Origin of the sequence: Stenotrophomonas sp. CFBP8994, from assembly GCF_034044835.1 — a bacterium.
GTDB lineage: Bacteria > Pseudomonadota > Gammaproteobacteria > Xanthomonadales > Xanthomonadaceae > Stenotrophomonas > Stenotrophomonas rhizophila_A.
Genome location: NZ_JAXCWT010000002.1, coordinates 662,121 through 688,893, shown reverse-complemented (window position 1 = coordinate 688,893; position 26,773 = coordinate 662,121). Strand labels below are relative to the sequence as shown.

At 64.5% G+C, this 26,773-nt stretch carries 19 protein-coding genes; 11 read left to right on the top strand and 8 right to left on the bottom strand.

Annotation, left to right across the window (positions count from 1 at the left end):
- Positions 1–36 precede the first annotated feature (36 nt).
- The 7 genes from SOM39_RS07785 (at position 37) to betA (ending at position 8,587) form a co-directional block, all read left to right on the top strand.
- Positions 37–837, top strand: coding sequence for a c-type cytochrome (locus SOM39_RS07785; protein WP_093533554.1), 801 nt, complete (start codon positions 37–39; stop codon positions 835–837).
- Between the two features lie 108 nt (positions 838–945).
- The gene (locus SOM39_RS07780) at positions 946–1,593 is read left to right on the top strand and encodes a thiol:disulfide interchange protein DsbA/DsbL (RefSeq protein ID WP_068854001.1); all 648 of its coding nucleotides are present in this window, start codon (positions 946–948) and stop codon (positions 1,591–1,593) included.
- A 106-nt stretch (positions 1,594–1,699) separates the two neighbouring features.
- A complete protein-coding gene (locus SOM39_RS07775) occupies positions 1,700–2,530 on the top strand; it encodes a thiol:disulfide interchange protein DsbA/DsbL (protein WP_093533552.1) in 831 nt (276 codons plus the stop codon).
- Between the two features lie 53 nt (positions 2,531–2,583).
- A complete protein-coding gene (locus SOM39_RS07770; protein ID WP_176472599.1) occupies positions 2,584–3,321 on the top strand; it encodes an endonuclease/exonuclease/phosphatase family protein in 738 nt (245 codons plus the stop codon).
- An 80-nt stretch (positions 3,322–3,401) separates the two neighbouring features.
- The gene (gene betT / locus SOM39_RS07765; RefSeq protein WP_320457981.1) at positions 3,402–5,381 is read left to right on the top strand and encodes a choline BCCT transporter BetT; all 1,980 of its coding nucleotides are present in this window, start codon (positions 3,402–3,404) and stop codon (positions 5,379–5,381) included.
- A 37-nt stretch (positions 5,382–5,418) separates the two neighbouring features.
- Complete coding sequence (betB, locus tag SOM39_RS07760) at positions 5,419–6,891, top strand: betaine-aldehyde dehydrogenase (RefSeq protein WP_320457980.1); 1,473 nt, start codon at positions 5,419–5,421, stop codon at positions 6,889–6,891.
- Between the two features lie 25 nt (positions 6,892–6,916).
- Entirely contained in the window at positions 6,917–8,587 is a 1,671-nt protein-coding gene (gene betA / locus SOM39_RS07755; protein ID WP_095362937.1) for a choline dehydrogenase, read from the top strand.
- A gap of 162 nt (positions 8,588–8,749) precedes the next feature.
- Here the strand turns inward: betA and SOM39_RS07750 are convergent, their stop codons facing one another.
- Both SOM39_RS07750 and SOM39_RS07745 read right to left on the bottom strand, forming a co-directional pair.
- A complete protein-coding gene (locus tag SOM39_RS07750; RefSeq protein WP_093533549.1) occupies positions 8,750–9,628 on the bottom strand; it encodes an EamA family transporter in 879 nt (292 codons plus the stop codon).
- Between the two features lie 48 nt (positions 9,629–9,676).
- Positions 9,677–10,156 carry a VOC family protein gene (locus tag SOM39_RS07745; protein ID WP_320457979.1) on the bottom strand — a complete coding sequence of 160 codons (480 nt, stop codon included), beginning with the start codon at positions 10,154–10,156 and terminating at the stop codon, positions 9,677–9,679.
- A gap of 309 nt (positions 10,157–10,465) precedes the next feature.
- Between SOM39_RS07745 and fhuE the strand changes: the two genes are divergently transcribed.
- The 3 genes from fhuE (at position 10,466) to SOM39_RS07730 (ending at position 13,925) form a co-directional block, all read left to right on the top strand.
- Positions 10,466–12,643 carry a ferric-rhodotorulic acid/ferric-coprogen receptor FhuE gene (gene fhuE, locus SOM39_RS07740; protein ID WP_093533818.1) on the top strand — a complete coding sequence of 726 codons (2,178 nt, stop codon included), beginning with the start codon at positions 10,466–10,468 and terminating at the stop codon, positions 12,641–12,643.
- Between the two features lie 158 nt (positions 12,644–12,801).
- Positions 12,802–13,251, top strand: coding sequence for a hypothetical protein (locus SOM39_RS07735; protein WP_141236197.1), 450 nt, complete (start codon positions 12,802–12,804; stop codon positions 13,249–13,251).
- Positions 13,252–13,388: 137 nt separating this feature from the next.
- Positions 13,389–13,925: a hypothetical protein gene (locus SOM39_RS07730; protein WP_320457978.1), complete on the top strand. Its 537-nt coding sequence runs from the start codon at positions 13,389–13,391 to the stop codon at positions 13,923–13,925.
- Positions 13,926–14,032: 107 nt separating this feature from the next.
- On the opposite strand, the gene SOM39_RS07725 is transcribed toward SOM39_RS07730, so the two are convergent.
- The 6 genes from SOM39_RS07725 to SOM39_RS07700 all read right to left on the bottom strand — a co-directional run bounded on the left by SOM39_RS07725 (position 14,033) and on the right by SOM39_RS07700 (position 24,539).
- Positions 14,033–16,903 (bottom strand): TonB-dependent receptor, encoded by a 2,871-nt coding sequence (locus tag SOM39_RS07725; RefSeq protein ID WP_320457977.1) that lies wholly within the window; start codon positions 16,901–16,903, stop codon positions 14,033–14,035.
- A 203-nt stretch (positions 16,904–17,106) separates the two neighbouring features.
- Positions 17,107–17,574 carry a hypothetical protein gene (locus SOM39_RS07720; protein ID WP_320457976.1) on the bottom strand — a complete coding sequence of 156 codons (468 nt, stop codon included), beginning with the start codon at positions 17,572–17,574 and terminating at the stop codon, positions 17,107–17,109.
- 336 nt (positions 17,575–17,910) lie between these two features.
- Positions 17,911–18,282 (bottom strand): hypothetical protein, encoded by a 372-nt coding sequence (locus tag SOM39_RS07715; RefSeq protein WP_320457975.1) that lies wholly within the window; start codon positions 18,280–18,282, stop codon positions 17,911–17,913.
- A 425-nt stretch (positions 18,283–18,707) separates the two neighbouring features.
- Positions 18,708–19,028 carry a hypothetical protein gene (locus SOM39_RS07710; protein ID WP_320457974.1) on the bottom strand — a complete coding sequence of 107 codons (321 nt, stop codon included), beginning with the start codon at positions 19,026–19,028 and terminating at the stop codon, positions 18,708–18,710.
- Entirely contained in the window at positions 19,025–23,755 is a 4,731-nt protein-coding gene (locus SOM39_RS07705) for an RHS repeat-associated core domain-containing protein (protein WP_320457973.1), read from the bottom strand. The genes SOM39_RS07710 and SOM39_RS07705 overlap by 4 nt, the downstream gene beginning before the upstream one ends.
- A 376-nt stretch (positions 23,756–24,131) precedes the next feature.
- Positions 24,132–24,539, bottom strand: a complete 408-nt coding sequence (locus tag SOM39_RS07700) for a biopolymer transporter ExbD (RefSeq protein ID WP_320457972.1) — start codon at positions 24,537–24,539, stop codon at positions 24,132–24,134.
- 204 nt (positions 24,540–24,743) lie between these two features.
- Between SOM39_RS07700 and SOM39_RS07695 the strand changes: the two genes are divergently transcribed.
- Positions 24,744–26,723, top strand: coding sequence for a transglycosylase SLT domain-containing protein (locus tag SOM39_RS07695; protein ID WP_320457971.1), 1,980 nt, complete (start codon positions 24,744–24,746; stop codon positions 26,721–26,723).
- Positions 26,724–26,773: the final 50 nt, after the last annotated feature.

The window sequence follows — 26,773 nt, the reverse complement described above, 5'->3', positions numbered from 1 at the left end:
CTGCACACGCCAGGCCGGTCCACACGGAGCTTCCGCATGCGCCATGCTCGCGTTCTTGCCGTTTCCGCTGTCGCTGTATCGTTGCTCGCCGCTGTTGCCTATGCCCAGACCGCAGTGACTCCGCTGCCGGACAACACGCCGGTGAGGACGGCGTCGCTCGAAGTCGATTTCAGCAAGACCACGTGGGGCGATGCCAAGGCGGGCCAGACCAAGGCTGCCGCGTGCGCGGCGTGCCACTCGGCCGATGGCAACTCGACCGTGGAGATGTACCCCAGCATCGCCGGCCAGAGCGAGCGCTATTCTTCGCAGCAGATGGCCCTGATCGCCAACGGCCAGCGCACGTCCGGGGCATCGGCGGCGATGGTGCCCTTCGTGCAGGACCTCAGCCCGCAGGACATGCGCGACATCGGTGCGTATTTCGCAACGCAGAAGGCCAGCGCCGGGCTTGCCGATGACAGCCTGGTGGCCGAAGGTCCCTACAAGGACAGGAAGTTCTACGAAATCGGCCAGCAGCTCTACCGCGGCGGCGATGCCCAGCGTGGCATTCCGGCGTGCATGGCCTGCCACGGCCCCACCGGGGCCGGCAACCCGGGCCCGGCCTACCCGCACGTGGGCGGTCAGCACGCCTCGTATGTGGCGCGGCGGCTGCAGGAGTACCAGGCGGGCGTGACCCAACAGACCGACAAGGCGCACTTCCAGATCATGGCCACCATTGCCAAGTCGCTGACCGAGCAGGAAATCCAGGCACTGGGCAGCTACCTGCAGGGCCTGCACAACCGCGCCGATGACGTGGCCACCGCCGCGCCGCGTTCGGCCGTGGGCGGTGCACGCCAGTGACGGCTGTCCGGGACCGATGACAGATGCGCCCCGCCCAGGCGGCGGGTTATGTTCACTGCCACGCCGGCACTGGGCCGGCGTTGTTTTTTCCGATGGAGATGGATGTAGATGACGTTGATGCCCCGCCTGATGCTGTTGCTGCTGGCCCTGAGCCCGCTGTCCGTACTGGCCGCGCCCGCCCCCGCCGCACTGGTGGAAGGCAAGGATTACGAGGTGATCCAGGCAGCCGGCCCGCTTGCGCCGCTGGCCGGCAAGATCGAAGTGGCCGAGGTGTTCGGCTACACCTGCCCGCACTGCGCCCACTTCGAGCCGCTGCTGCAGGCCTGGCAGAAGAAGCTGCCCAAGGATGTGCGCTTCACGCCGGTGCCGGCCGTGTTCGGCGGCTACTGGGATTCCTATGCCCGCGCCTACTACGCCGCCGACCAGCTGGGCGTGGCCAAGCGCAGCCATGTGGCGATGTTCGATGCACTGCATGAAAAGGGCTCGCTGCCCCTCTCCAACGTATCGCCGACGGAGCTGGCCGGCTTCTACAAGGACTACGGCGTGACCGAACAGCAGTTCACCACCGCGCTGAAGAGCGATGAAGTGGAGGCAAAGCTGGCCGTCGCCAAATCCTTCGCGCAGCGGGTCAAGGTGCAGGGCACCCCGTCGCTGATCGTCAACGGCAAGTACCTGGTCAAGGGCACGTCCTTCGAAAGCATGCTGCGCAACGCCGATGCCCTGATCGCCCGCGAACGCGCTGCGAAGGCTCGCTGAACCGTCACGCACCCTGCACGCGGCGCCCCGGCGGCCGCGTGTCATCATTCCCCCCTGGCCGGCGCCCGACGCGCCGGCCCCAACATGCTCTGCTGGAGACGCTTCGATGAAGACCCGTTTCGCCCTCATGCTCATGGCCCTGCTGCCGATCCTGGCCGCCTGCAAGGCGCAGGACGGCACCGCCAACACCGCCACGCCGACCGAACCGGCTGCGCCGACCAGCACCCCGGCGGCTGAAACCGCCCCGGCCCCGACCGAGGCCGCACCGGCCGCCAGCGGCGAAACCGCCGCCGCCGAGACCGCCGCTGCCGAAGCCACCACCCCGGCACCGGCACCGGCTTCCTCGCAGCCGACCGGTCCGGCGCCCGTGGAAGGCACCGACTACGTGGTCATCGCCAACGGCAAGCCGTTCCAGCCGGCCACCGGCAAGATCGAAGTGGCCGAAGTCTTCGGCTTCGTCTGCCCGGCCTGCGCCGCGTTCCAGCCGCTGATCGGGCCGTGGAAAGCCGGCCTGCCGAGCGATGTGAACTTCGTCTACGTGCCGGCCATGTTCGGCGGCACCTGGGATGACTACGCCAAGGCCTTCTACGCCGCACAGGCGCTGAACCTGGAAGACAAGACCCACGAAGCGCTGTACAAGGCCATCCACGTCGACCAGGCCCTGAAGGGCGAGCGCGGCCGTGATTCGGTGCAGGACATCGCCGCGTTCTATGCCAAGCACGGTGCCGATGCCAAGCAGTTCGAAGCCGCCATGTCGAGCTTCGCGGTGAGCGCCAAGACCAGTGCCGCCAAGCAGTTCGCCCAGCGCAGCCAGATCACCGGCACGCCGTCGGTGATCGTCAACGGCAAGTACCTGGTCAAGGGCAAGAGCTTCCCGGACATGCTGCGCATCGCCGATCACCTGATCGCCCGCGAACGCGCCGCCAAGGGCAACTGAGCATCCAAGAGCAAGCGACCGTCGTGACTTCCCCCAACACGCGGACCCTGCGCCTGCTGACGGCCAACATCCAGGCCGGCTCCAGCACCCGCCGCTACAGCGACTACGTGACCCGCAGCTGGTCGCATGCGCTGCCGGCGGGGCGCAAGCGGACCAGCCTGGACGCCATCGCCCAGCTGGCCCGCGGTCACGACATCGTCGGTTTGCAGGAGGCCGACCCCGGCAGCCTGCGCTCGGGCTTCACCAACCAGACCCACTACCTGGCCGAGCGCGCCGGCTTCAATTACTGGAGCCACCAACCCAACCGCCGCATGGGCGGGGTGGCCTCCAGTGCCAACGGCCTGCTGAGCCGGCTGGAACCAGTGGAAGTCCAGGACCATGCCCTGCCCGGCCGGATCGGCGGGCGCGGCGTGCTGCTTGCCAAGTTCGGCGATGGCAACGAGGGCCTGGCGGTCGCGGTGGCGCACCTGTCGCTGGGCACCAACTCGCGCATGTCGCAGCTGGCCTTCATCGCCGATCTGTTGTCCGAGCATTCCAACGCGGTGCTGATGGGCGACTTCAACTGCCTGGCCGAACGCCCGGAAATGCAGGTGCTGTACCAGAAGACCAACCTGCAACCGCCCGGCTGCGCGGTACCCACCTTCCCAAGCTGGCGGCCGGACCGGGCCATCGACCACATCCTGCTCAGCAGCGGCCTGCAGCAACGCAGTGCCGAAGCGGTACCGGCGGCGTTTTCCGATCACCTGGCACTGGCCATGGAGATCGACGTGCCGAGCGACGCCCTGCGCTGACCGCGTAAACGGGATGTCCACAGCGCGTATGCGCTAATGCGTGGGGTCTGCCGGCAACGGCACCGTGAGCCCCTTCATCCATGAACATCGTGGAGACGCCTCCCAGCGAGGTGCGCACGCTTCGACCGGTCTTCCTGCTTGCCGCCACGATCGTGGCGGCATTCGCCATTCTGGTGACCGCGTTTCCCATTTCGTCCGGCGTGCTGCTGCTGGAAGCGCAGACCTGGGCGTCGCGCAACGTCGGCTGGTACTACCTGCTGGCAATGACCGTGTACCTGGTGTTCGTGGTCGGGGTGGCACTGTCCGGCTACGGCCAGGTGAAACTGGGCGCGGACCATGACGAGCCGGAGTTCAGCTATCTCTCCTGGGCCGGCATGCTGTTCGCGGCCGGGATCAGCATCACGCTGTTCTTCTTCTGCGTGTCCGAACCGCTCACCCATTACCTGCAGCCGCCACAAGGTGGCGTGGGCAGTGGCGAAGCCAGCGCGCGCCAGGCCATGCAGCTGCTGTTCCTGCACTGGGGCCTGCACGGCTGGGGCGTGTTCGCGCTGGCGGCGATGGCGCTGGCCTACTTCGCGTACCGCCACAACCTGCCACTGGCGCTGCGTTCGGCGCTGTACCCGCTGATCGGCAAGCGCATCAACGGCCCCATCGGTTACACCGTGGATGCGCTGGGCATCGTGGCCACCGTGTTCGGCATCGGCGCGGACATGGGCTTTGGCGTGCTGCACCTCAATTCCGGCCTGAACGTGCTGCTGCCGATCCCGCACGCGCCGTGGGTACAGGTGGCGCTGATCGCGCTGATGATGGGCGCGGCGATCCTCGTGGCGGTGTCCGGCGTGGAGAAGGGCGTGCGCTGGATGTCGGACATCAACATGCTGCTGGCCATCGCGCTGCTGCTGTTCATGCTGTTCGCCGGCCCCACCCAGTACCTGCTCAGCACCTTCATGCAGAACCTGGGCGATTACCTGGGCAATGTGGTGGGCAAGAGTTTCGACGTGTATGCCTACGGCGGCCGCGCCGACTGGCTGGGCAACTGGACGGTGTTCTACTGGGCCTGGTGGATCGGCTGGGCGCCGTTCGTGGGGCTGTTCATCGCCCGCATTTCGCGCGGGCGGACCATCCGTGAATTCGTGTTCGGCGTGCTGCTGATCCCGCTCGGCTTCACCCTGGCGTGGCTGTCGATCTTCGGCAACAGCGCGCTGGACCAGGTGCTGCACCACGGCCAGGAGCACCTGGCGCAGATGGCCGTGGATAACCCGCCGACCGTGCTGTACGCGCTGCTGGACAACTACCCGTGGAGCCGCGCGGTGATCACCGTGACGGTGATCGTCAGCTTCATCTTCTTCGTGACCTCGGCCGATTCGGGCACCGTGGTGCTGTCCACCCTGTCCTCGCACGGCGGCATGCCCGAGGAAGACGGCCCGCGCTGGCTGCGCGTGTTCTGGGGGGTGATGACCGCGCTGGTTACCGCCGGGCTGCTGCTGGCCGGCAGCATGGATGCGCTCAAATCGGCGGTGGTGCTCGCCTCGTTGCCGTTCTCGGTGGTGCTGCTGCTGATGCTGTGGGGACTGACCCGTGCATTGGGCGAGGAATCCCAGCGGAAGAAAGCCTCGCAATACTCGCCCATTCCCGTCGTGGGGCAATCACGGCACCAGCGTGGCTGGCGCCAGCGCATCACCCAGGCCGTGCACTTCCCGGCACGCGACGAGGTGTACCGCTTCATGGATGAAGAAGTGCGCCCGGCACTCGAGGCCGTGGCCGCGCAGCTGCGCGACAAGGGGCTGGACGTGGAAACCCGCTTCGAGCCAGGCGACATGCAGCTCACCGTGGACCATGGCGAGCAGCAGGTGTTCACCTACCAGGTGGTGATGAAGGGCTACCTCACCCCCTCGTTCGCCGCGCAGCGCTTCCGCAACCAGCGCTACTACCGCGCCGAAGTGCACCTCTACGAAGGCGGACAGGATTACGAGCTGGTCGGCTACAGCCGCCAGCAGATCATCAACGACATCATCGACCAGTACGAGCGCCACCTGCAGTTCCTGCATCTGACCCGTTGAACCCGCTGGTCTCCCTACGCAAACAGGAGTCATCGACATGCCCACCTTCCCCGACCAGCTGCTGTACATCGGCGGCCGCCATGTGGCCTCGCAGGGCAACCGCACCTTCGAGGTGGTCAACCCGGCCAACGGCGAGGTGCTGGCCAACGTGCACAGCGCCAACAGCGACGACCTGGATGCCGCGGTGGAAAGCGCCCATGCCGGCCAGAAGGCCTGGGCCGCGCTCACCACGGTGGAGCGCTCGCGCATCCTGCTGCGCGCGGTGGCATTGCTGCGCGAACGCAACGACGACCTGGCCGAACTGGAAAGCCTCAACACCGGCAAACCGCTGAGCGAAACCCGCAGCGTGGACATCGTCACCGGGGCGGACGTGCTGGAGTACTACGCCGGGGTGATGCACGGGCTGGAAGGCAGCCAGGTGCCGTTGCGCGAAGGCAGCTTCTTCTACACACGGCAGGAACCGTTGGGCGTGGTCGGCGCGATCGGAGCCTGGAACTACCCGATCCAGATCGCGCTGTGGAAGGCGGCCCCTGCGCTCGCGGCGGGCAATGCGATGATCTTCAAGCCCAGCGAAGTGACCCCGCTGACCGCGCTGAAGCTGGCCGAAATCTTCACCGAAGCCGGCCTGCCCGATGGCGTGTTCAACGTGCTGCCCGGTGATGGCGCCGGGGTCGGCACCGCACTGACCGAACACCCCGGCATCGAGAAGATCTCCTTCACCGGCGGCACCGCCACCGGGCGCAAGGTGATGGCCAGCGCATCCAGTTCCACGCTCAAGGAGGTGACCATGGAGCTGGGCGGCAAGTCGCCGCTGATCATCTGCGCCGATGCGGATATCGACCTGGCCGCCGATGTGGCGATGATGGCCAACTTCTACAGCTCCGGGCAGGTCTGCACCAACGGCACCCGCGTGTTCGTACCGCACGCCCTGCAGGCGGATGTCGAGCAGGCGCTGCGCGAACGCGTGGCCCGTATCCGCATCGGCGATCCGCTGGCCGAAGACACCAACTTCGGCCCACTGGTCAGCGCCGCGCACATGCGGCGGGTGCTGGCGCACATCGAGAGCGGCAAGACAGAAGGCGCGCGCCTGGTATGCGGTGGCGAGCGCCTTACCGACGGCGCGCTGGGCAAGGGCTGCTATGTAGCCCCGACCATCTTCAGCGATTGCCGCGACGACATGGCCATCGTGCGCGAAGAGATCTTCGGGCCGGTGCTCAGCCTGTTGACCTATGAGGATGAAGACGAGGCGATCCGTCGCGCCAATGCCACCGACTACGGCCTTGCGGCCGGCGTGGTGACACCGGACCTGAGCCGCGCACACCGGTTGATCCACCGCCTGGAAGCGGGCATCTGCTGGGTCAACTGCTGGGGCGAATCGCCGGCCACGATGCCGGTGGGCGGCTACAAGCAGTCCGGCGTGGGCCGCGAGAACGGCCTGGCCACGCTGCGTGCCTACACCCGCACCAAATCCGTCCAGATCGAACTGGACCGCTACGCGTCGGTGTTCTGACCGGCCTGACCAGGAGACCCCCGCGATGAAACGCGAGTACGACTACATCATCATCGGCGCCGGTTCGGCCGGCAACACGCTGGCCGCGCGCCTCACCGAAGACGCCGGCGTGAGCGTGCTGCTGCTGGAAGCCGGCGGCCCGGACTACCGCCTCGATTTCCGCACCCAGATGCCGGCCGCGCTCGCCTACCCGCTGCAGGGCCGGCGCTACAACTGGGCCTATGAAACCGAGCCGGAACCGCACATGGACAACCGGCGCATGGAATGCGGGCGCGGCAAGGGACTGGGCGGCTCCTCGCTGATCAACGGCATGTGCTACATCCGCGGCAACGCGCTGGATTTCGACCAGTGGGCCACCTTCGATGGCCTGGAGGACTGGAGCTACCTGGACGTGCTGCCCTACTTCCGCAAGGCCGAAACCCGCGACATCGGGCCCAACGATTACCACGGCGGCGATGGCCCGGTCAGCGTGGCCACCCCGAAGAACGATAACAACGTGCTGTTCCACGCCATGGTGGAGGCCGGCGTACAGGCCGGCTACCCGCGCACCGACGACCTCAACGGCTACCAGCAGGAAGGCTTCGGCCCGATGGACCGCACCGTGACCCCGCGCGGTCGCCGCTCCAGCACCGCGCGCGGCTACCTGGACATGGCCAGGGGCCGGCCCGGGCTGGAGATCGTCACCCACGCCACCACCGACCGCATCCTGTTCGACGGCAAGCGCGCGGTGGGCGTGCGCTACCTGGCCGGCGGCAGCGCCGAACCGATCGATGTCGAGGCCCGGCGCGAGGTGCTGCTGTGCGCCGGCGCGATTGCCTCGCCGCAGATCCTGCAGCGCTCCGGCGTGGGCGCGCCCGCATTGCTGGCCGCGCTCGGCGTGCCGCTGGTGCACGACCTGCCCGGCGTGGGGGAAAACCTGCAGGACCATCTTGAGGTGTACATGCAGTACGCCTGCACCAAGCCGGTGTCGCTGTACCCGGCGCTGCAGTGGTGGAACCAGCCAGCGATCGGCGCCGAATGGCTGTTCGCCGGCACCGGGATCGGCGCCAGCAACCAGTTCGAGGCCGGCGGCTTCATCCGCACCCGTGACGACTTCGCCTGGCCCAACATCCAGTACCACTTCCTGCCAGTGGCGATCAATTACAACGGCACCAACGCGGTGAAGGAACACGGCTTCCAGGCGCATGTCGGGTCGATGCGCACGCCCAGCCGTGGCCGCGTGCATGCGCGTTCGCTGGACCCCCACCAGCATCCGTCCATCCTGTTCAACTACCAGTCCACCGACCAGGACTGGCAGGAGTTCCGCGATGCGATCCGGATCACCCGCGAGATCATCGCCCAGCCCGCGCTCGACGAATACCGCGGCCGTGAGATCAGCCCGAGCGCCGACTGCCGCACCGATGCGGAGCTGGATGCCTTCGTACGTGCCCGTGCCGAAACCGCCTACCACCCGTCCTGCTCGTGCGCGATGGGCACCGATGCGATGAGCGTGGTGGACGGCCAGGGCCGCGTGCATGGCATGCAGGGCCTGCGCGTGGTGGACGCCTCGATCATGCCGCGCATCATCACCGGCAACCTCAATGCGACCACGATCATGATTGCCGAGAAGATCGCCGACCGCATCCGTGGTCGCGAGCCGTTGCCGCGCAGCACGGCCACGTACTACGTGGCCGGCGACGCGCCGGTGCGCGGTTGATGCACAAAATGCGTGCCCGAAGGGGGTAGAGCCGACTGGGGTAGAGCCGACTGTTAGTCGGCTATCGCGCGAAGCGCGATGGTATTGCTATCGCCGCGGAAAGCAGCCGACTAACAGTCGGCTCTACCCGGTCGGCTCTACCCCCTCGGCTAACCATTGGATTCACCCCGCCGGGTCGGGCAGCGCCGGCGCCCGCCGGTTCGCCGTCAACGTGCTCCCCACCGACGCCAGCACCGTGCAGCCGATCGCCGCCCACTGCAGCGGCGTGAGGTGCTCGGCCAGCAGGCCCATCGCCAGCAGTGCTGCCACCGCCGGTTCCATGCTGATCAGGATGCCGAAGGTTTCCTTCGGCAAGCGCTTCAACGCCGCCATTTCCAGTGACATCGGAATCGCGCTGGACACCACCGCCACGCCCAGCCCGAACAGCAGGATTTTCGGGTCCAGCAGCGCCATGCCCGCATGCGCCACGCCCACCGGCACCACCACCAGCGCCGCCGCACACATGCCCAGCGAGACCGTATGACCGGCCGGCAGGTGGCCGGCGCGCTTGCCGAAGATGATGTAAAGCGCCCAGCACACCGCCGCGCCCAGCGCGTACAGCACACCAGTCAGGTCCAGCGGCTCGCCGTGGCCCAGCGGCAACAACAGCAGCAGGCCGGCGGCCGCACACCCCACCCAGACGAAATCGATGGGGCGGCGCGAGGACCACATCGCCACCGCCAACGGACCGCAGAACTCGATGGCCACCGCGATACCGAACGGAATCGTGCGCAGCGCCATGTAGAACAGCAGGTTCATCACCCCCAGGGTGATGCCGTAGCGGAAGATCGCGCCCGCATCGGCGCGCGTGGTGGTCCAGCGCCACGGCCGGAACACCGCCAGCAGCACCAGCGCGGAAAAGCCCACGCGCAGCGCGCTGGTGCCCTGCGCACCGATCACCGGGAACAGATCCTTGGCGAACGAGGTACCCACGGCAAGCGAAGTGACCGAGCCGAGCACGGCCAGGACGGGGAACAGCGTGGAGAGGCGCGACGTAGTCATCGCGCGAGGATACGCCGGGGCACCCGTTGCGAGATACCTGCCGTGTCGCTACCCGCGCACTGCCGCCTCGATCCTGGCTACGTCGATCTTCTTCATGGTCATCATCGCTTCGAAGGCGCGTTTGGCCACGGCCGGGTCGGTGCTGTTGAACGCCTCGGTCAGCACGCGCGGGGTGATCTGCCACGACAGCCCCCACTTGTCCTTGCACCAGCCGCAATCGCTCTCCTGGCCACCGTTGTCGACGATGGCGTTCCACAGCCGGTCGGTCTCGGCCTGGTCATCGGTGGCGATCTGGAACGAAAACGCCTCGCTGTGCTTGAACGCCGGCCCGCCGTTCAAGCCGATGCAGGGAATGCCGACCACGGTGAACTCCACCGTCAGCACATCGCCCTTTTTGCCGCCGGGAAAGTCGGAGGGCGCGCGGTGCACGGCCTGCACCGAACTGTCTGGGAAGGTGGCTGCGTAAAACGTCGACGCTTCTTCGGCGGTCCCGTCATACCAGAGGCACAGGGTGTTCTTGGCGATCATCACCGTTTCCTGGATCGGGCCACGGCCCGGGTGAGACCAACGGTAGGCCCGCCGATGTTAAGCGCTGGTAGGTCCGGACCGTTGATCGGGACCCACCCCCACTTGCGACCGGTAGACATTGCGGATAGGACTGATTCGCATTAACATAATGAGATCCCGTTCGCGCCAGGGAGGCGCAGCGGCGATCAGTTGCCAACGCCCGTGCCTGTTTTCACGGCACCCGCCAGCCGCGTACTGCCCCCACTTTGACCGCAGCGCCCGGCATCCGAGGATGGCCGCCTGGTGCGCGCCGCCGCCCAGGAAACGCTGATGACCCGTACTTCCGCTGTGCCGTCCCGCACCTTGCCGCAAGGCCGCCTGCCGCAGGCGCTGTTGATCGCCCTGGCCACCCTGGCTGCGGCTCCCGCCTTCGCGCAGGACATCGGCGCCGACGCCACCACCCTGGACAAGATCGTGGTCAAGGGCGAGCGCGCCGAAGGCTATTCGGTCCGCAAGACGTCGGCCGCCACCCGCTTCGACCTCGCCCCGCGCGAGATCCCGCAGTCGATCAGCATCATCAGCCACCAGCGCATCGAGGACCAGAACCTCGATGACATCATCGACGTGCTGGCCAACACCACCGGCGTGAGCAGCACCCAGTCCGATACCGAGCGCACCGAGTTCTACTCGCGCGGCTTCTATATCGACAGCTACCAGTACGACAACCTGCCCACCCAGATGGTGCAGAACTGGAGCTACGGCGATTCCGGCCTGGACCTGGCCCTGTACGACCGCGTGGAAGTGGTGCGTGGCGCCACCGGCCTGCTGACCGGCGCGGGCAACCCGTCGGCCTCGGTCAACCTGATCCGCAAGCACGCCGACAGCGCCGAACTGACCGGCAGCGTGTCGGTCAACGTCGGCAGCTGGGGCCGCACCCGCAGCACCGTGGATGTGACCACCCCGCTGAATGCCAGTGGTTCGGTGCGCGCGCGCGTGATCGGCAGCTACCTGGATACCGAATCGCAGATGGACCGCTACGACCAGCACAAGACGCTGGGCTATGCGGTGATCGATGCCGACCTGACCCCGGACACGCAGCTGAGCGTGGGCTACGACTACCAGCAGAAGCGCGCCAACGGCGCCACCTGGGGCGGCTTCCCGATGCTGTTCTCGGACGGCAGCCCGACCCCGTATGACAAGACCTTCAACTCGGCCGCCAAGTGGACCTACTGGGACACCACCAGCAAGCGCGCGTTCGCCACGCTGGAACACGGCTTTGCCAATGACTGGAAGGTCCGCATCGGCGCAACCCATGACGAAACCAAGGCCGACGACAAGCTGTTCTACCCGGCCTACAACGACTGGGTGAGCGGTGCCTCGCTGTTCGACCCGGTGACCGGTGCCGGCGTGTCCCCGTCGGCCGGCTTCTACAACACCGAGCGCAAGGTCGACGCCGTCGACGGTTACGTGGAAGGTCCGTTCCAGCTGTTCGACCAGGAACACAAGGTCATGGCCGGGCTGAGCTACAACAAGCGCGACTACGCCAACTACGGTGACTACCAGGTCGGTGGCCCCGGCCTGCCCTGGGATCCCTTCAGCAGCTACCTCGGCTGGAACGGTGACATTTCCGAACCGAACTGGGTGGGCACACTGCCGCTGCAGAGCGAAGGCACCATCACCCAGAAGGCCGGCTACGCCGCTACCCGTCTGTCCTTGGCCGATCCGCTCAAGCTGATCCTCGGCGCCCGGTACACCGACTGGAAGAGCGAAGGCGAAGGCTCGGATCGTTCGCACAAGGAAACCACGCCTTATGCGGGCCTGGTCTACGACCTCAACGACACCTGGACCACCTACGCGGCGTACACCGAGATCTTCCAGCCGCAGACTGCGCGCGACCGCAACGCGACCTACCTCGATCCGGTTGACGGCAAGAGCTACGAAGTCGGCGTCAAGGCCGCCTGGTTCGACAACCGTCTGAACGCCTCTCTGGCCGTGTTCCGCATCGAACAGGACAACGTGGCCCAGATCACCAATGAGCCGATTCCGTCGCGTCCGGGCGAGTTTGCCTACATCGGCGCACGCGGCACCGTCAGCCGTGGTTTCGAGCTGGAACTGAACGGTGAACTGGCCCCGGGCTGGAACGGTACCTTCGGTGCCTCGCGTTACGTGGCCAAGGACATCAACGGCGCGGACATCAACACCAACCTGCCGCAGACCACCATCAAGCTGTTCACCAGCTACACCCCGCAGGCGCTGAGCGACCTGACCGTCGGTGGCGGCGTGAACTGGCAGAACGGCATCTACTACCCGGTGCCGGCCTACGGCCGCATCGAGCAGGAGAGCTACGCGCTGGTCAGTGCCTTCGTGCGCTACCGCCTGGCCCCGCAGTTCAGCGTGCAGGCCAACCTCAACAATCTGCTGGACAAGGAATACTTCTCGCAGATCAACGGCTATGGTGCCTACGGCGACGGCCGCAACGGCTCGATCACCTTCACCTGGTCGTTCTGAGCAACGCCAACGTGACATGCAGAAGGCCGGGATTTCCCGGCCTTCTGCGGTACTGCAAGCAGCACAAACCCGAACGCCACCTATGCACAGATGCGGGGCAACGGTACGCTCTGGCGATGCCGCATCCAAAACCAACAACCTTCAGCTTGTTCGTCTCATTGAGCGACTTCGTCATCTACTTCGGCGAGGGGGACGATGACTTTCTTGCGCATCCGCTTCTTGACGCCGTCACAAGAACACTAGGGTTACGAATCGACATTCGAAAACTCTATGACGACTATTTTTGCGGTGACGAGGACGTTCTTGGGCACACCCACGTGTTCCATGGACTCTCAAGAGAAAAGGACATCTTTGTGCTTGATCTTCGCCCCGGCGATGACCAGCTAGACATTGTGCATCTCGCAGTCATCTGCAGCCCTGCCACCCGGGACGCTGTTCGATATCAGTTGAGGTCGTTCTTCGATGCCGCTTCCTGCCCGATCTCGTACCACGAGTCCCATGGCACTGGGTACACCCGCAACCTACTGGATGCCAATCAATATCCGGGCCATGACTCCGCAAGGAACCGGCCGCAGGAGCTGAAGTACGCAGCCTCACTGAGCGGCTAGTCGCCACGCAGATCACCCCAGCATCCTGCTGGAGGCGCCTCCAGGCCCGGCGCGCCACGATACCGATCCGTGCCGAACTAGTCGATGCGGCAAACAAGCGGACTGGCTTTTCATTCACAAAGAGACGAGAGAGTGCGATGGAAGGAGCAATAACTGCAGCCATAGGCGCTGCGGCAGCTATCGGCGGCGCCGTGATAGCAGGGCTGCTCAGTCGTCGAACCCAGGAACTGAGCGGTCAGAATATCTTGAATATAGAGCGTGAGAAGATTGAAGCTTCAAGCCTCATGCACTCTCGCACAGAGCGCATGCAGGGACTGCAGAAGATATATCAGGCGATCTGCGATGTATCGAGAGAATTCTCCATGACCAGGGTCTTTGCCACACTGGAATCCGGGATTTCAGCCCAGGAGTTTGATCAGATTTATTTTCGGGAAGCCGAGAAGGTAGATACCATCAGATTCCTGGCATTGGTCTACGCTGGCGATGTCTCCGATGACCTGGATCTCCTCTACGCGGCAATGAACCGCTACTGGGGAGCAGTGAGAGCGCTTTTAGACAGCACTACGAGCCAGCCCGATTCCCGCCTGAGAATCGAGGCGCTCACGGCCATCCAAAACGATATTCAGAGTCTTGATGCAGCCGCCACAAGAGCTTTGCAGAAGATCCGACCCTGAATCAACACAAGGCGCGGATTCATCGGATCATGCGCTTGGACCGCAACAGAAGGCGGGGCGCCATTGAGGCGCCCCGACCATTCAGCACGACATCATAACGTCCCGCCTCAGAACCGCAGGTCCGCACGCAGGTACCAGTAACGTCCCTTCGGGATGTCATAGGTAGACGCGTCATACCCGTTCAACGAGCACGACAGGCAGATCGGCGGATCCTTGTCGAACGCGTTGTTCAAGCCAGCGCTGAGCTGCAGGCCCTTCATCCAGTCGAACTTGTAGCCCACCTGGAAGTCGTTGTAGGTGGTTGCCGCCAGTTCGTTGGTGCCGGCCGCCTGGTCGCTGCACACCGGGAACGCGGCGGCATCACCGCACTGCTCGGTGAGCTTGGAAATGTGGCGCACGGTCCACGACGCATTCCAGGCGCCCATGTTCCAGCTCAGCGACGCGTTGCTGGTCCATTCCGGAATCGAGCTGTCGGTGACTTCCACGCCCGGTTCCTGCGGCTGGCGCTGGCCTGCCGCACCCACTGCCTCGTAACGGCCGACAAAGGTGTTCTGCCAGCCGATCTTGAACTGGCCGACATCGGTCTGCGGCAGCGTCCAGAACAGGTCCACGTCCCAGCCGTCGGTCTTGATCGAGCCCAGGTTGGTGAGGCGGTTGTTGAAGCCGCTCACCGCGCCGGTCGATGCACGGGTGATGCCATCGCAGTACAGCGCGTCCAGCGTGTCCACGCACAGGTCGAGCTGGGTCTGCGCGTTGATCGCCTGGATCGCACCTTCGATGTTGTGGCGGTAGAAGGTCACTTCCACGTCGAAGCGCTCGGACCACGAGGCATTGTTGCCGAACCACGGGCTCCACACGAAGCCGGCACTGAAGCTTCGCGAGGTTTCCGGATCCAGCTGGTCATTGCCGCCGGTGGTGACCGAGATCTGCGAATTCGCCTGCTGGAAGCCAGTCGGCACGCCCAGCGCCGCGCAGTTGGCCGCACTGCCGCGCGGCGGCGTGCCGCCCAGGCCCACCGAGCACGGATCGAACAGCTGCAGATCCGCGCGCGCGGCCGAGCCGTACAACTCACCGATGGACGGGGCGCGGAAGCCTTCGGCATAGCTGGTGCGCAGCACGAAGTCGTCGGTTACCTGCCAGCGCAGGCCGTACTTGGGCGTGAACTCGCCACCGAAGGTGGAGTAATCCGAATAGCGCCCGGCCAGGCTCAGGTCCAGCTTTTCACCCAGCGCGCTCTTGGCGAAGATCGGCACCGCCAGTTCGAGGTACACCTCGTTGACGTCGTACGAACCGGAGGTCGGCAGCGACGGCACGCCGTTGTAGTGGCCGCGCACCGTGATCGGGTCCGGCTGGTACTCGCCCTCGTACTTGCGGTACTCGTACCCGGTGGCGAACGACAGCGGGCCTGCCGGCAGCGTGAGCAGGTCGCTGCTCAGGTTGGCGGTGAACAGGGTGAGCTCGTTCTGGCTGCGGTCGTGCACCACCGGCTGGATCCAGTCCAGCATCGGCCGGGTGATGGTGCCTGGGCCGCCGAAGATGTTCAGCGGCACGCAGCCCGGGGTGGCCGCGCAGATGGCCGGATCACCCAACGCGATGTTGGCGTTGTAGATGTTGTAGCTGCCGTAGTTGGTCTGCTCGGCCTTGTTCTTGCTGTACATGCCGTTGACGTCCCACGACCAGCTGCGATCGACGGCCTGGAACAGGCCCACCAGCCCGGTGGCGAAGTAGGTGGTGTTCACTTCCTGCTCGAAGATGCGCGGCCCACCTTCCACCGGGCGGCGGCCGATCATGCTCAGGTTGCTGGACGAATCCAGGTCGAACCCGAACGGGTTGTACGGATTGAGCGCGGAAATCACGATGTTGTCGGCCAACGGGTTGCCGGTGGCGCCATCGGGGCCGAAGAACAGCGGCTCGGGGCCGGCCTGGTTGGTCGATTCGCGGCGGTTGGCCAGCGCCTTGATGTACCACTGCACGTTGTCGGTGATGTCGAAGCGGAACTGGCCGAAGATACCCTTGCGCTCGGACGGGGTCAGCAGCAGGTTGTACTCGGCGAAGTTGAAGCGATCCGCTGTGGTGAAACAGTGGTAATCGTCGGTGCGGTCGCAACCGCCCACGCCGTTGAAGGTGGGATCGCTGGCGCCGGTGTTGGGCGTGATGTTGTAGGCGATGCCGGTGTTCGGGTCGGTGAACATGAAGCGGCCGGTCGGGGTGGCCGAGCTGCCGAACGACAGGCCGGTGCCGGGAACGGGGTAGCGCGACTGTTCGCGGGTGTTGGCATATACCGCGTCCTGCTTGGTCCAGCTGGCCCCCAGGAACAGGCTGTAGCGGTCGCCACTGGTGCCCCAGGCCAGGTCCACGCCCTTCTGGGTGCCATCGCCCTTGCTGTACTCACCGTAGTTCAAGGTGACCTGGCCGCCATCGAACTCGCGGCGGGTGATGATGTTGACCACGCCGGCAATTGCGTCCGAACCGTACAGCGACGAGGCGCCGTCTTCGAGCACTTCAATGCGCTCGACGATCGCCAGCGGAATGGTGTTGAGGTCGGTGGCCGCGCCCACGCCGGAGGCGGAGGACTCGTTGACCCAACGGATGCCATCGACCAGCACCAGCACGCGCTTGGCGCCGAGGTGGCGCAGATCGACCTGCGCCGAACCGGCACCCACGCCGCTGCCATCGGGCGGGAAACCGAAGTTGCCCGACGAGTTGAACTTTGCATTCAGCGCCGAACCGGAGCCGGTCAGCTGCTGCAGCACCTCGCCGATGGAATTCAAGCCGGTGCGTTCGATCTCGCTGCGGGTGAGGGTCTGGATCGGCACCTGGCCTTCGACCTCGGCCCGCTTGATGCGGGTACCGGTGACTTCCACCCGGTCCAGTTCGGTGGTGGTGCGGGGAGCATCCTGCGCGGTGGCAAGGGCGGGGACGGACAGCAGGCACAGCGCTACGGCAGCCGCCAAGGGGCGGTAATGCAGGTTGTTCATTCGCTCTCTCTCCAAAGGAATGGCTTGCTGGGGCCGCCTCGCCTCCCCCTTGAAGCGCGGCAGCGTCTCCTTTGTAAACAACCTGTAAAGATGAAGGCGTGATGAAAGTGTGGATTTCACGCGGACGTTACGGATGCGGCACCGAGCGGCGCATCTGAGCCGACGAGCGGCTGCGCAGCAGCGGAATTCCGGACGGAAGCGCCCTATTCCGTATGGCAGCTCAAGGCGGTACCCGACCATCGGCACTGCAGGCGGGTGGCAGAAGGGGTGTCGACCTGCACGGGGATGCCCTGCGCCCGCGCGGCCCGCACCCACGCCTGGCGGTTGCGGACATTCTGGAACTGGTACGACCCGACCAGCGACACCGCACCGGCGCGCTGGGCAGCACTCTGGTCCGGCAGCTGATTGCCGTAGGGGTCGCGGCTTTGACCCGTGACATAGCCGGCCCGGCGGTTGCTGTTGCCGTCCATGGTGTAGACCGTGCGGGAGCGGTCAGGCCAGACAAGGTCGACCCGCAGCGGCCCCATGCCCAACCTGTCGTACAGCTTCAGCCTGCGCTCGTGCAGGTTCATCGACAGCTCGTCGAGCCGTTGGTAACCGGTGGTGGCCCCGGCCAGGTGGCGGGCCAGCTGCGCGCCAGGGCGGGTCTGCAGCGCAGTGTCCTGCGCCACTGTCACCGCGCTGAGCTGAGCTGAGGCAGGGTTCGCTCGTGGTCAGCAACGCGCACCCCAACGGAAACAGCCGCCGCTGCGGGGGCGGGCAGAAGCAGACAGCCAAGGAAAACAGGAACAAGCAAGCAGCCAAGCAACTTCATCGCCATACCCCTATGCGTTGCCTTCCTCGTCCTCCTCCGGATAGAGCTCAACCGATAGACCTATCCCGGTTGCAGCGATCCGGAGTTCAATTCCTCGCGCGATTTCGTCAGATGAGACGACTGGGTGCCATACACGAAGCGACATCTTGACAAAACAAAAGCTAAAACCCCCTGTGCGCCACCATCAACTCGACTAACAACTCAGAAACACTTCCGGCTCACCAGGAGAGATCACGTCAATCACCTCCTCACCTATCATGAGAATGTAGTGCAGCAACCCAGGGCCGGAGGCCGTACCCAGTGATTCCTCAATGTAGCAATTCATCATTGTTCCCTCATGGCACCGAACCAAAGCACCACGCACCTCTCCCATATCAGCAAAGAGCCTCAACCGAGCACCTTCATCAGAAACACAGATGAAGTTTACCGACGAAAACGCTATCTCCAAGATCACGCGATCATCGCCATCTCGCCCCTGAATCACTACACGACCATCGTCGAAGACGACATGGGAGCTGGATGGCCGTGGCAGCAAACCAAGCAGAACCTCATAATTGATCGGCATAGAAAACCTTGATCCGCGCACCCTCCCAGGACATAGACTCTATTGAATGCACCCAATCGAGCGACCCCCACCAAGCACACTTCGACTGCCTTTTATACATGCTGCCAGCAGCGGTCACGGAAAGACGCGCTCGCGAATTCTCATCGGGTCAGCATCTGCAGGCGCCGTCAGGTAGCCAACGGCTAGAGGGCTCAAGTGCCCTGGCACTGCGAAATACTGTAATTCCAGCTTCCACCCAGATCCAAGCAACTATCAGTTGATAACTGCCGTCGCAGCCAGAATCCGACCAACAGCAACGCAAGGATAACCACCACGATCATCATTTTCGACCTTCGCTTCATCAACGGCGAACTTGAAGACAACGACGTTCGAAACAAGCCCGCCGAACGACGGGCAACCAAGGCGAAAACCGCCTTTTCACCTCCTCAGGATGCATCGACTCCGCCGAAAACACGACTATTCCAGTATGCGTCCTTTCGGCGAAACCAGCCAGAGAACTCAGGCACGTCAAACTCGCGCAACTGTGCCATTGATATATTGTACCTGTAGAAGAATGCAATCAGATCCAAGAGTTCGCCCTGTGATACGGCCGCCCGATCTACAACAATGTAGAGCTCCGTGCCTTTTCCATAGTGATTTTTAACGCATACCATCTTCCCAAGCCAGTCAAAAAATGCATACTCATCGTGCGCGGAGTAGTAAGTGACGGCATCCGCCTTCAATTCAACCAAGCCATCATTGCTCATCGCGTCCTACCTCCTGGATACACGTTGATATAGCCACCGTTTTTCTTCTGGACATCCCAATGGGGACCTCCGTGCGCTCCGCTACCCCAACCAGTCGGAATCCAGACGTCCTCACCCGCATCCTCCCAGCCATACCCTCTTCCATTCGGATCCTGGACCCATTTTGGCCCATCTTTACCAGGAGTGTATCCATCATCTTCGCATGGTAGGCCAGGGGCTTTAGCACCATTCGGATCACGAGCATCTTTTGGTTCAGGCAAAGCCTTCGCATAGACCGCATTGAGCAGCTGTAGGTACTGCGATGAGGTGGTTACAAGAAGAAGACTGCTGACTGCAAATTTTCCTGGATAGAACGTAGGACCATATGAGTTTGATCCGAGCTCAGGATAATCGGGATGTACAGGGCCGGACGAAGGTGGCAGGTAAGGGCTTGGCTTGTAGGTTCGGGAAATCGAACTAAGCCCCTTGGGGTCGTAATTGGAAACAGAATTGCCCTCCACATATCCATACGTTGATATTCCACCGCGCAATCCCGCAGGGTCACTTTGGCTGTACCTGCCCGAAGCGGGATCGTAGTCACGATGGTAATTGTAGAACAGTCCGCTAGCTTCCGTTGCCTGCTGCCCGGGGAACCGCAGTGTCAGTTTGAAAGCAACACCATCTCCATCCGGATCATGGTTTGGCGCTTGATTTCCAAAGACCTCACTCCTATTACTCCACTCCCATATTGCGACGTCACGTTGGGAGTCGACCACCGCACGCGGGGTGCCCAGATGGTCGGGTTGAACGTAGAACATCTCGTTTGACCCGACGACATCGATAATCGCTACCGGATAATTGCCTAGCCAGACTGCCTGCTGCAGAGGTTCCCCGATTGCCCCGTAATTGCCCAGCCATTGGCCACCCTCGTCATACATGGTGAGCTGCGCATCACCAGAGGTTGATGCAATTAGCACACGCTCGCCTCGATCGTTGTAAGTGTAGGTCTCCACTGCGCCCCCGGCTTGATCGACATTGCTAAGACGGTTGGCGCCGTTGTAGGTCAGTTCCTTGTCACCGAGGCGCACCGTGTTGCCGGCAGCGTCATAATCGCGAGCGGCGGCGTCAATCGCCGTGAGCCGGTGACTATCGGATGGGTAGGTGTAGACGGCCGTGCCAGATGAAGTGGAGAGCGATGTGCGGTTTCCGGTGGTGTCGTACGCGTAAGTTTCAATCGGAGTTCCGGTGGGACCGTCCTGCGTCTGGATCAGCCGGCCCAGCGTGTCGTAGCCATACTTGGCCAGAACCTCAGTGCCGGTGCCGTTCTTCAACTCGGTGATGCTACCCACCGCGTCATACCCGAAGCTCAGCGAGAGGCCGCCCGGAGCCGGGTCATGGACGGCTTGCGGACGGTAATCGGTATCCACCGGGCGCTGCAGTTGGCGGCCATTGCCATACGTCCAACCGGTGGCCGGGCCGAACGGTGCATGGGTGACGTTGGTGACTACCACCTGCCGTGCCTGGCTCGGGCGCGTCAGGCCTATCTCTGTGATGCGACCAAGGTTGTCTCGTACATAGTCGGCGGCACTGCCATCGGGGTAGGTCAGCTGGGCCAGTCGGCCAGCGTTGGTGTATGCGTAGCGCAGGGTGTGGCTGACACCGTTCACTGTCTGGACCTTGCGCGTGACCTGGCCGAACCGGTCATGGCAATACGCGGTGCTGCCCGCTGCGTGCTGCACGTATCCCAACCGCCCCTTGGCGAAGCGTTCATTGGCCTCGCAGACAGCGGGGGCGGTGTCGTAGGTGTAGCCAACGTCCAGGTTGGGGTCCGCATAGGCAATTCCGGTCAGGCGGTTGAGCGCGTCATAGTGATAGGTAGCGGTGATGCCGCGGGCGTCGGTGCGGGTCTTCCGGTTCCCGGCCGCATCCACGGTAAAGCCCGTCGTTCCGCTGTCTGGACTCACCTGCGCGGTCAGGTCTCCAAAGCCGTTGTAGGCATAGGTGGTGTGCAGCCCCTTCGGGTCGGTGATCTGGGTCACCTGGTCCAGCGCGTTGTAGCTGGACTTGATCTCGGCCTCGATGCCCCCTACATCCTGCAGGGTACGGGCGAGGCGTCCCAGCGGGTCGTGCTGCTGGGTAGTGACCCGCTGCAGGGCGTCAGTCAGACTGGCGGGGTTGCCTTCAGGGTCATAGGTGAAGACGGTGGCGTGGTTGCCGGCGTCCTTCAGCGTGGTCAGCTCGCCCAACGTGTTGTGGATGCGGGACAGGGTGCGGCGCAGCGTGCCAGCGGCATCCACCGTGTCTTCCTTGAGTCGGTTGCCGGCGTTGTCCAACGTGTAGTGGAGGGTGTTACCTGCATTGTCCGCAATGTCGGTCAGGCGCTGGGCAGCGTCGTAGACATAGGTGACCGTGCTGCCATCGGGCTCGACCACTTCCTGCACCTGGCCTGTGGGCCAGTAGCTGATCTGGGTGGTGCGGTTGGTGGCGGCGAAATCACCCCGCACGGTGACAGAGGTGGGCCAGCCACGCGGATGGTAGGTGAAATCACTGATCACGCCGTTGCTGTCCACCACCGAGAGCGGCCGGCCGTTAGCGTCGTACGCCAACGTCTGTGAGCTGTGTCCCGCTGCATTGGTCACGCTCAACAAGTCGCCCTTGCGGAAGTTGCACGTGCCGGTGCCACCGGGAGCGCAGCCGGCATCGTCGGCCGCATAGTAGGCGTAGGTGACCACGTCATTTGCATCAGTGCGCGGACCATCCACCTGCTTGAGCAGGCCCAGCGCCGGGCAGGTGCCGCCGGCCGCCACATCCGCTGCCTCGCAGTAGCTCAGCGTGGTGGTGCGAAGCTCGTCGGTGGTGATATCCCTCACAGCGACGCTGGTTGGCTGCAGACGGGCGTTGCGGGCAATCCGTGTTTCGCGATTTCCCACTCGATTGAGAGCCACGCGGTTGCTGCTCGCATCCGTGTGCGTCTCGATGATGCGCTGTTCTGGCAGGCCCACGGCCTCGGTCATGATCTGCACATTCACCACCTGGCCGCCCACCGGGTCTGTTCCGGTGCTGTAGGCGTACTTGGTCTGTATCCCCCGACGGTCGGTGACCGTGTCCAGCCTGCGGCGGAAGTCCTGTGCTACGGGGTAATAGGTGCGGCTGACAGCGCCCTGGGTATCTGTCAGCGCAGTGACCTTGCGTGGATAACCGCCGCTGGCGGTACCGGTAAGGCCATAGGTGGTGACATGGCCCAAGGCATCGGTAACGACGGTGGTACCTGCAGCGGTGTAGACCAGCTGCGTGCCATCAATTCCGACATCGGCTTGGCTGCAGTCACCCGAATGGCGGCTACAGGTCACGCGCCCCTTGGCGTCATAGGCGTACCAGCCGAACCGTTGGTTGTCCTCGGCGGTAATGCCGGTGAGGTACAGCGGGAAGCGGCTGTCCTCATAATGGTAGACACGGGTTGCGCCGTCGGCATAGGTGGCGGTGGCCACCTGTGCAGTCGGGGTGTAGGTGTACGACGCCACCATCTGGCCCGCCACCGAGAGCGCGCTGATCAGGTAGGCGCCTTGCGGCGCGTCGTAATGGAATCCCAGCGTCCGGCCGCTTGTGTGGGCAATGGAAGCGAGACGCCCACGCGAATCGTACGCATATGTCAGCGTCGTACCATCCTCGCGGGCGCGCGACTTCAACCGGCCACCTGCATCGAAGGTCAGAACCTCGTCAGCGCGGAAGAGCTGCCACTCTGTCCCCTGCGGGACGATTCGATCGCCACTGCCATCGATGGCTTCGTAGGCAGCGCCCACCTTCTGGAAGGCACCGTGCGTGCCGTCGGCCTGGATCAATCCCACGTTGAATTCCGTACCCGGCGGGAACGTGGTGGGATCCGTGCCGATCGCCAGGCGCAGATTGTGCGAGTGCGTCCAGCCTTGTCCGAACGCACCACCCGCCGTGGAGGTCATGGACTGGAAGTAGCGTGTGAAGTGGATCCAGCCGTAGTCCAGATCCGGTTCCGGTTGGGTCTTGTTGCCGGTGGTGGGTTCGCACGGGTTGCCCAACAGGCATTGGTTCGTCAACGGCGTGCTGGAATAGGTGCGCATCTGTGCGCTGCTCTGCTCCTGCATGGGATCCATGCCACAGGCGTCCAGATCAGGACGCCAAGCCATGATCGTGTTGTTGGGGCATTTGACCGTGCGCGTTCGCTGCACGTACTGCGTGGCCGGGGTGACGGAGCACGCGCCCGTCACTGAGTCATGGAACTGCACCGCCACCGCGTAATTGGCGTCCTCGCCGGTGTTGCTGCCATCCGGCCCGGTGCCTGCGCCGCCGCCAGGAATCCCGGTCCAGGTCCCGGGAGTGACTTCCGTCGCCGGACATTGTGGGGACGAGACGAATGCGGTCTTGATCGCCGCGATCAGCGCGTCCTCGGTCGCGTAGTCCTGCGAGTTGAGAATGTAATTCCAGTCGGTGCGCTGCAGCGCCTCCGGCTTGATCTGGTAGTCGTACAGGACCTTGTCTTTGGCGACGGTCTGTTTGGCAACGTGCCAGCTGAAGGGGCCGCCGGACTGGTAAGAGGCGTAGATGTTCTCGATCGCGCCCTGGACCTCGCCCTCTGTGTTCTTGGGCTGACCAAAGGTAATCATGGTTTCCCACTTCTTCTCCACTTCCTGCGCGTGCGCGAAAGAGGCGGATGAAAGCGCGATGAGAGTAACGAGCACGCGTTGGCGCGTGCGGTGCGGGGTTAAGCTGGACATCCCTGTACTCCTTCCTGGAGGCAGACTGCGCGTTTGACTGGAAACATCATTCGAGCGTCACCGCGTGGACCGACTGTGCGGGCGGTGAGTGACAGGGAGGTTTATGCGCGATGGATGGGTTGTAGGCAAGGCGGGAAAGTGTGACCGCTCTCACTCAATGGTGTGACTGGCGCTTCTTCTGCCACGATTTTCGGCTTGTCCTACAGGCTTACGCGGGGATTTCCTACAAGACGATGGGCGCAGCGACATCGGCTGGTGATGGAGGCGGTGTCGCTTTCGGTGCAGTCAGAGAGAGTACCGACCAACGGTCGGTACCTACCAGCGTAGCTGTTGGTGACGCGGAAGCGGCCCACCGTTCGGCGGGCCGCTCGTTCTGCTACGGGTTCACGAACGCGATCTTTTCCATGTGCGCGTTGTTGGCCGCAGCCAGCACTTTGGCCATCACGTCGTACTCGGCGTTGGGGTCGGTGGCGATGCGCAGTTCGGGAACGTTGCCGGTGTTGGCCTGTGCGGCGTCCTGCATGCGCTGCTGCAGGGAGTTGACCGCAACCATCTGCCCGTTCCAGCTGACCTGGTTGCTGGCGTCCACGCGCAGTTCGATCGGCGGTGGCGGTGCGGTGGGCGGTAACACGGTGGTGGGTTGCGGCAGGTTGACCGGGATGGGCATGGACACCATCGGGGCGGTCACGATGAAGATGATCAACAGCACCAGCATTACATCCACCAACGGGGTGACGTTGATGTCGGCCAGTGGTCCGGAGTTGCCTGCTGCACTGAATGCCATGGTGTGGGTCCTTGTTGTTGGTTTTCCTGCGGGCCGGCCAACGGCCGGCGCTACCGTTTCGTTTCAGTCTCCTGCAGCCGTTGGGGCTGGCGGCTTTGACATTACGCCCGTGCGTAGCGCCTGTTCAGGGGGGCGACGGGTGCCGTTCATCATTGAGTTGGCTTGCCGTCACCGGCTTTCACCCCTGCCCGCTATCCTTTCGGCATGAACCGACTCCCCCTCCTGATCCTCAGTTCCGCCACCCTGCTCGCCTGCACGGGCGTGGGCGCCGATGCCGGTGCCCAGAGCCTGGACATCCAGCGCGCGCAGATGAAGGCGGCCATCGAGAATGCCGAACGCGGCCAGTTCGATCCCGGCCAGGCGGCGGGGCTGGCAAAACATCCGCTGTATGGCTGGCTGGAGTACGCCAACCTTCGCCGCAACATCGATACGGTCACCACTGCCCAGGCCCAGGACTTCCTCAAGCGCTACAACGGCCAGGCCGTGGCCAGCAGCTTCCGCAGCGTGTGGTTGCCGGCGGTAGCCCGGCGCCAGGACTGGCCCACCCTGCTGGCGAACTGGGCACCCACCGAGAATGTCGGCCTGCGCTGCGCCCAGCTCAATGCGCGCCAGGCAACCGGCAAGGCCGATGCGCAGTGGGTCAGTGAAGCGCAGGCGATCTGGCGCAGCACGGGCAAATCCCTGCCCGATGCCTGCGATCCCGTGTTTGCGGTGCTGGATGCCAAGGGCGGAATGAGCGCGGAGCTGCGCTGGGAGCGCATCGATGCCGCGGCCGACGCGCAGGAGCCGGCGGTGATGCGCAGTGCCGCCCGCGGGCTGCCGGCCGCCGACCTGGCGCTGGCCAACACCTATGCTGCGTTCGTGGACAAGCCCAATGCCAGCGCGCTGAACTGGCCGCGCAACGAACGCAGCCGGCGCATCGCCACCGATGGCCTGGCCAAGCTGGCCAAGGCCGACCCGGACGCGACCGAGCAGCAGTTGCCGCAGTACGCCAGCGCGCTGCAGCTGAGCGCCGCCCAGCAGGCGGATGTGAAGTATCAGATCGCGCTATGGACGGTGGCGTCCTATGGGCCCGATTCCGCACGCCGGCTCAACGCCGTGCCGGATTCGGCCTATGACGAGCGCCTGCACGAGTGGCGGGCGCGCGAGGCGATGTCGCGCGGCGACTGGCCGGCCACGCTGGCGGCGATCCGCAAGATGGAGCCGAAGCAGCGCAGCGACTCGCGCTGGCGCTATTTCGAGGCGCGCATGCTGGACAAGACCGGCAAGCGTAACGAGGCATTGCCGCTGTACCGCGAAGCGGCGCGCGCGGCCACCTTCCATGGCTTCCTGGCCGCCGACCAGCTGGGCCAGAGCACCTACACGCTGTGCCCCGTCGAGCCCAAGGACAGTGCGCAGGCGCAGGCCACGGTGGCACGTGACCCGGCGATCGTGCGCGCGATGGAGCTGTTCAAGATCGAGCGTTCGGGCTGGGCCGTGGCCGAGTGGAACGATGCCCTCACCCGCTTCGACACCACCCAGCGCCGCATTGCGGTGGAAGTGGCGCGCGACAGCGGCTGGTTCGATCGCGCAGTGTTCTCGCTGGGCAAGACCCCGGAAGAGCAGCGCCTGTACAGCCTGCGCTTCCCGCTGCACCACGATGATGCGATCCGCCGTGAGTCGGCGCGCAACGCGATCGACCCGGCCTGGGTGGCCGCCGAGATCCGCGCCGAGAGCATCTTCAACCCGAAGGCCCGCTCGCCGGCCAATGCGATGGGGCTGATGCAGGTGCTGCCGGCCACCGGTGCGAGCGTGGCCAAGACCATCGGCCTGACCAACTATGGCGGTGCGGCCAGCCTGTATGACGCCGACACCAACATCGCCATCGGCACTGCCTACCTGCGCCAGCTGATGAACAAGTACGAAGGCCTGCCCTATGTGACCATCGCCGCGTACAACGCCGGACCGACCCCGACCGCGCGCTGGCAGTCGCAGCGGCCGGGCTTCGATCCGGATATCTGGATCGAGACCATCAGCTACAAGGAAACCCGCGAGTACGTTGCACGCATTCTTGCGTTCAGCGTGATCTACGACTGGCGGTTGAACGGCGACGCGCTGCCGGTCACCGACCGCATGAACGGCCGCCTGCAGGCGAAGCGCAAGGCGTTCGCCTGCCCAACCGACGCGGACAAGGGCGGCGATTGATCCGCGGTAGCGCCGAGGTTCTGCGGGGGATCGGCGCCAGGCCGGTCGTG

Excerpts from the sequence above, each read along its gene's own strand:
- SOM39_RS07780 (WP_068854001.1), top strand. The coding sequence starts at position 946 with ATGACGTTGATGCCCCGCCTGATGCTGTTGCTGCTGGCCCTGAGCCCG.
- SOM39_RS07695 (WP_320457971.1), top strand. The coding sequence starts at position 24,744 with ATGAACCGACTCCCCCTCCTGATCCTCAGTTCCGCCACCCTGCTCGCC.
- SOM39_RS07700 (WP_320457972.1), bottom strand. The coding sequence starts at position 24,539 with ATGGCATTCAGTGCAGCAGGCAACTCCGGACCACTGGCCGACATCAAC.
- fhuE (WP_093533818.1), top strand. The coding sequence starts at position 10,466 with ATGACCCGTACTTCCGCTGTGCCGTCCCGCACCTTGCCGCAAGGCCGC.
- SOM39_RS07705 (WP_320457973.1), bottom strand. The coding sequence starts at position 23,755 with ATGTCCAGCTTAACCCCGCACCGCACGCGCCAACGCGTGCTCGTTACT.
- SOM39_RS07750 (WP_093533549.1), bottom strand. The coding sequence starts at position 9,628 with ATGACTACGTCGCGCCTCTCCACGCTGTTCCCCGTCCTGGCCGTGCTC.
- betT (WP_320457981.1), top strand. The coding sequence starts at position 3,402 with ATGAACATCGTGGAGACGCCTCCCAGCGAGGTGCGCACGCTTCGACCG.
- SOM39_RS07715 (WP_320457975.1), bottom strand. The coding sequence starts at position 18,282 with ATGCCGATCAATTATGAGGTTCTGCTTGGTTTGCTGCCACGGCCATCC.
- SOM39_RS07785 (WP_093533554.1), top strand. The coding sequence starts at position 37 with ATGCGCCATGCTCGCGTTCTTGCCGTTTCCGCTGTCGCTGTATCGTTG.
- SOM39_RS07730 (WP_320457978.1), top strand. The coding sequence starts at position 13,389 with ATGGAAGGAGCAATAACTGCAGCCATAGGCGCTGCGGCAGCTATCGGC.
- SOM39_RS07710 (WP_320457974.1), bottom strand. The coding sequence starts at position 19,028 with ATGAGCAATGATGGCTTGGTTGAATTGAAGGCGGATGCCGTCACTTAC.
- betA (WP_095362937.1), top strand. The coding sequence starts at position 6,917 with ATGAAACGCGAGTACGACTACATCATCATCGGCGCCGGTTCGGCCGGC.
- SOM39_RS07745 (WP_320457979.1), bottom strand. The coding sequence starts at position 10,156 with ATGATCGCCAAGAACACCCTGTGCCTCTGGTATGACGGGACCGCCGAA.
- SOM39_RS07725 (WP_320457977.1), bottom strand. The coding sequence starts at position 16,903 with ATGAACAACCTGCATTACCGCCCCTTGGCGGCTGCCGTAGCGCTGTGC.
- SOM39_RS07775 (WP_093533552.1), top strand. The coding sequence starts at position 1,700 with ATGAAGACCCGTTTCGCCCTCATGCTCATGGCCCTGCTGCCGATCCTG.
- betB (WP_320457980.1), top strand. The coding sequence starts at position 5,419 with ATGCCCACCTTCCCCGACCAGCTGCTGTACATCGGCGGCCGCCATGTG.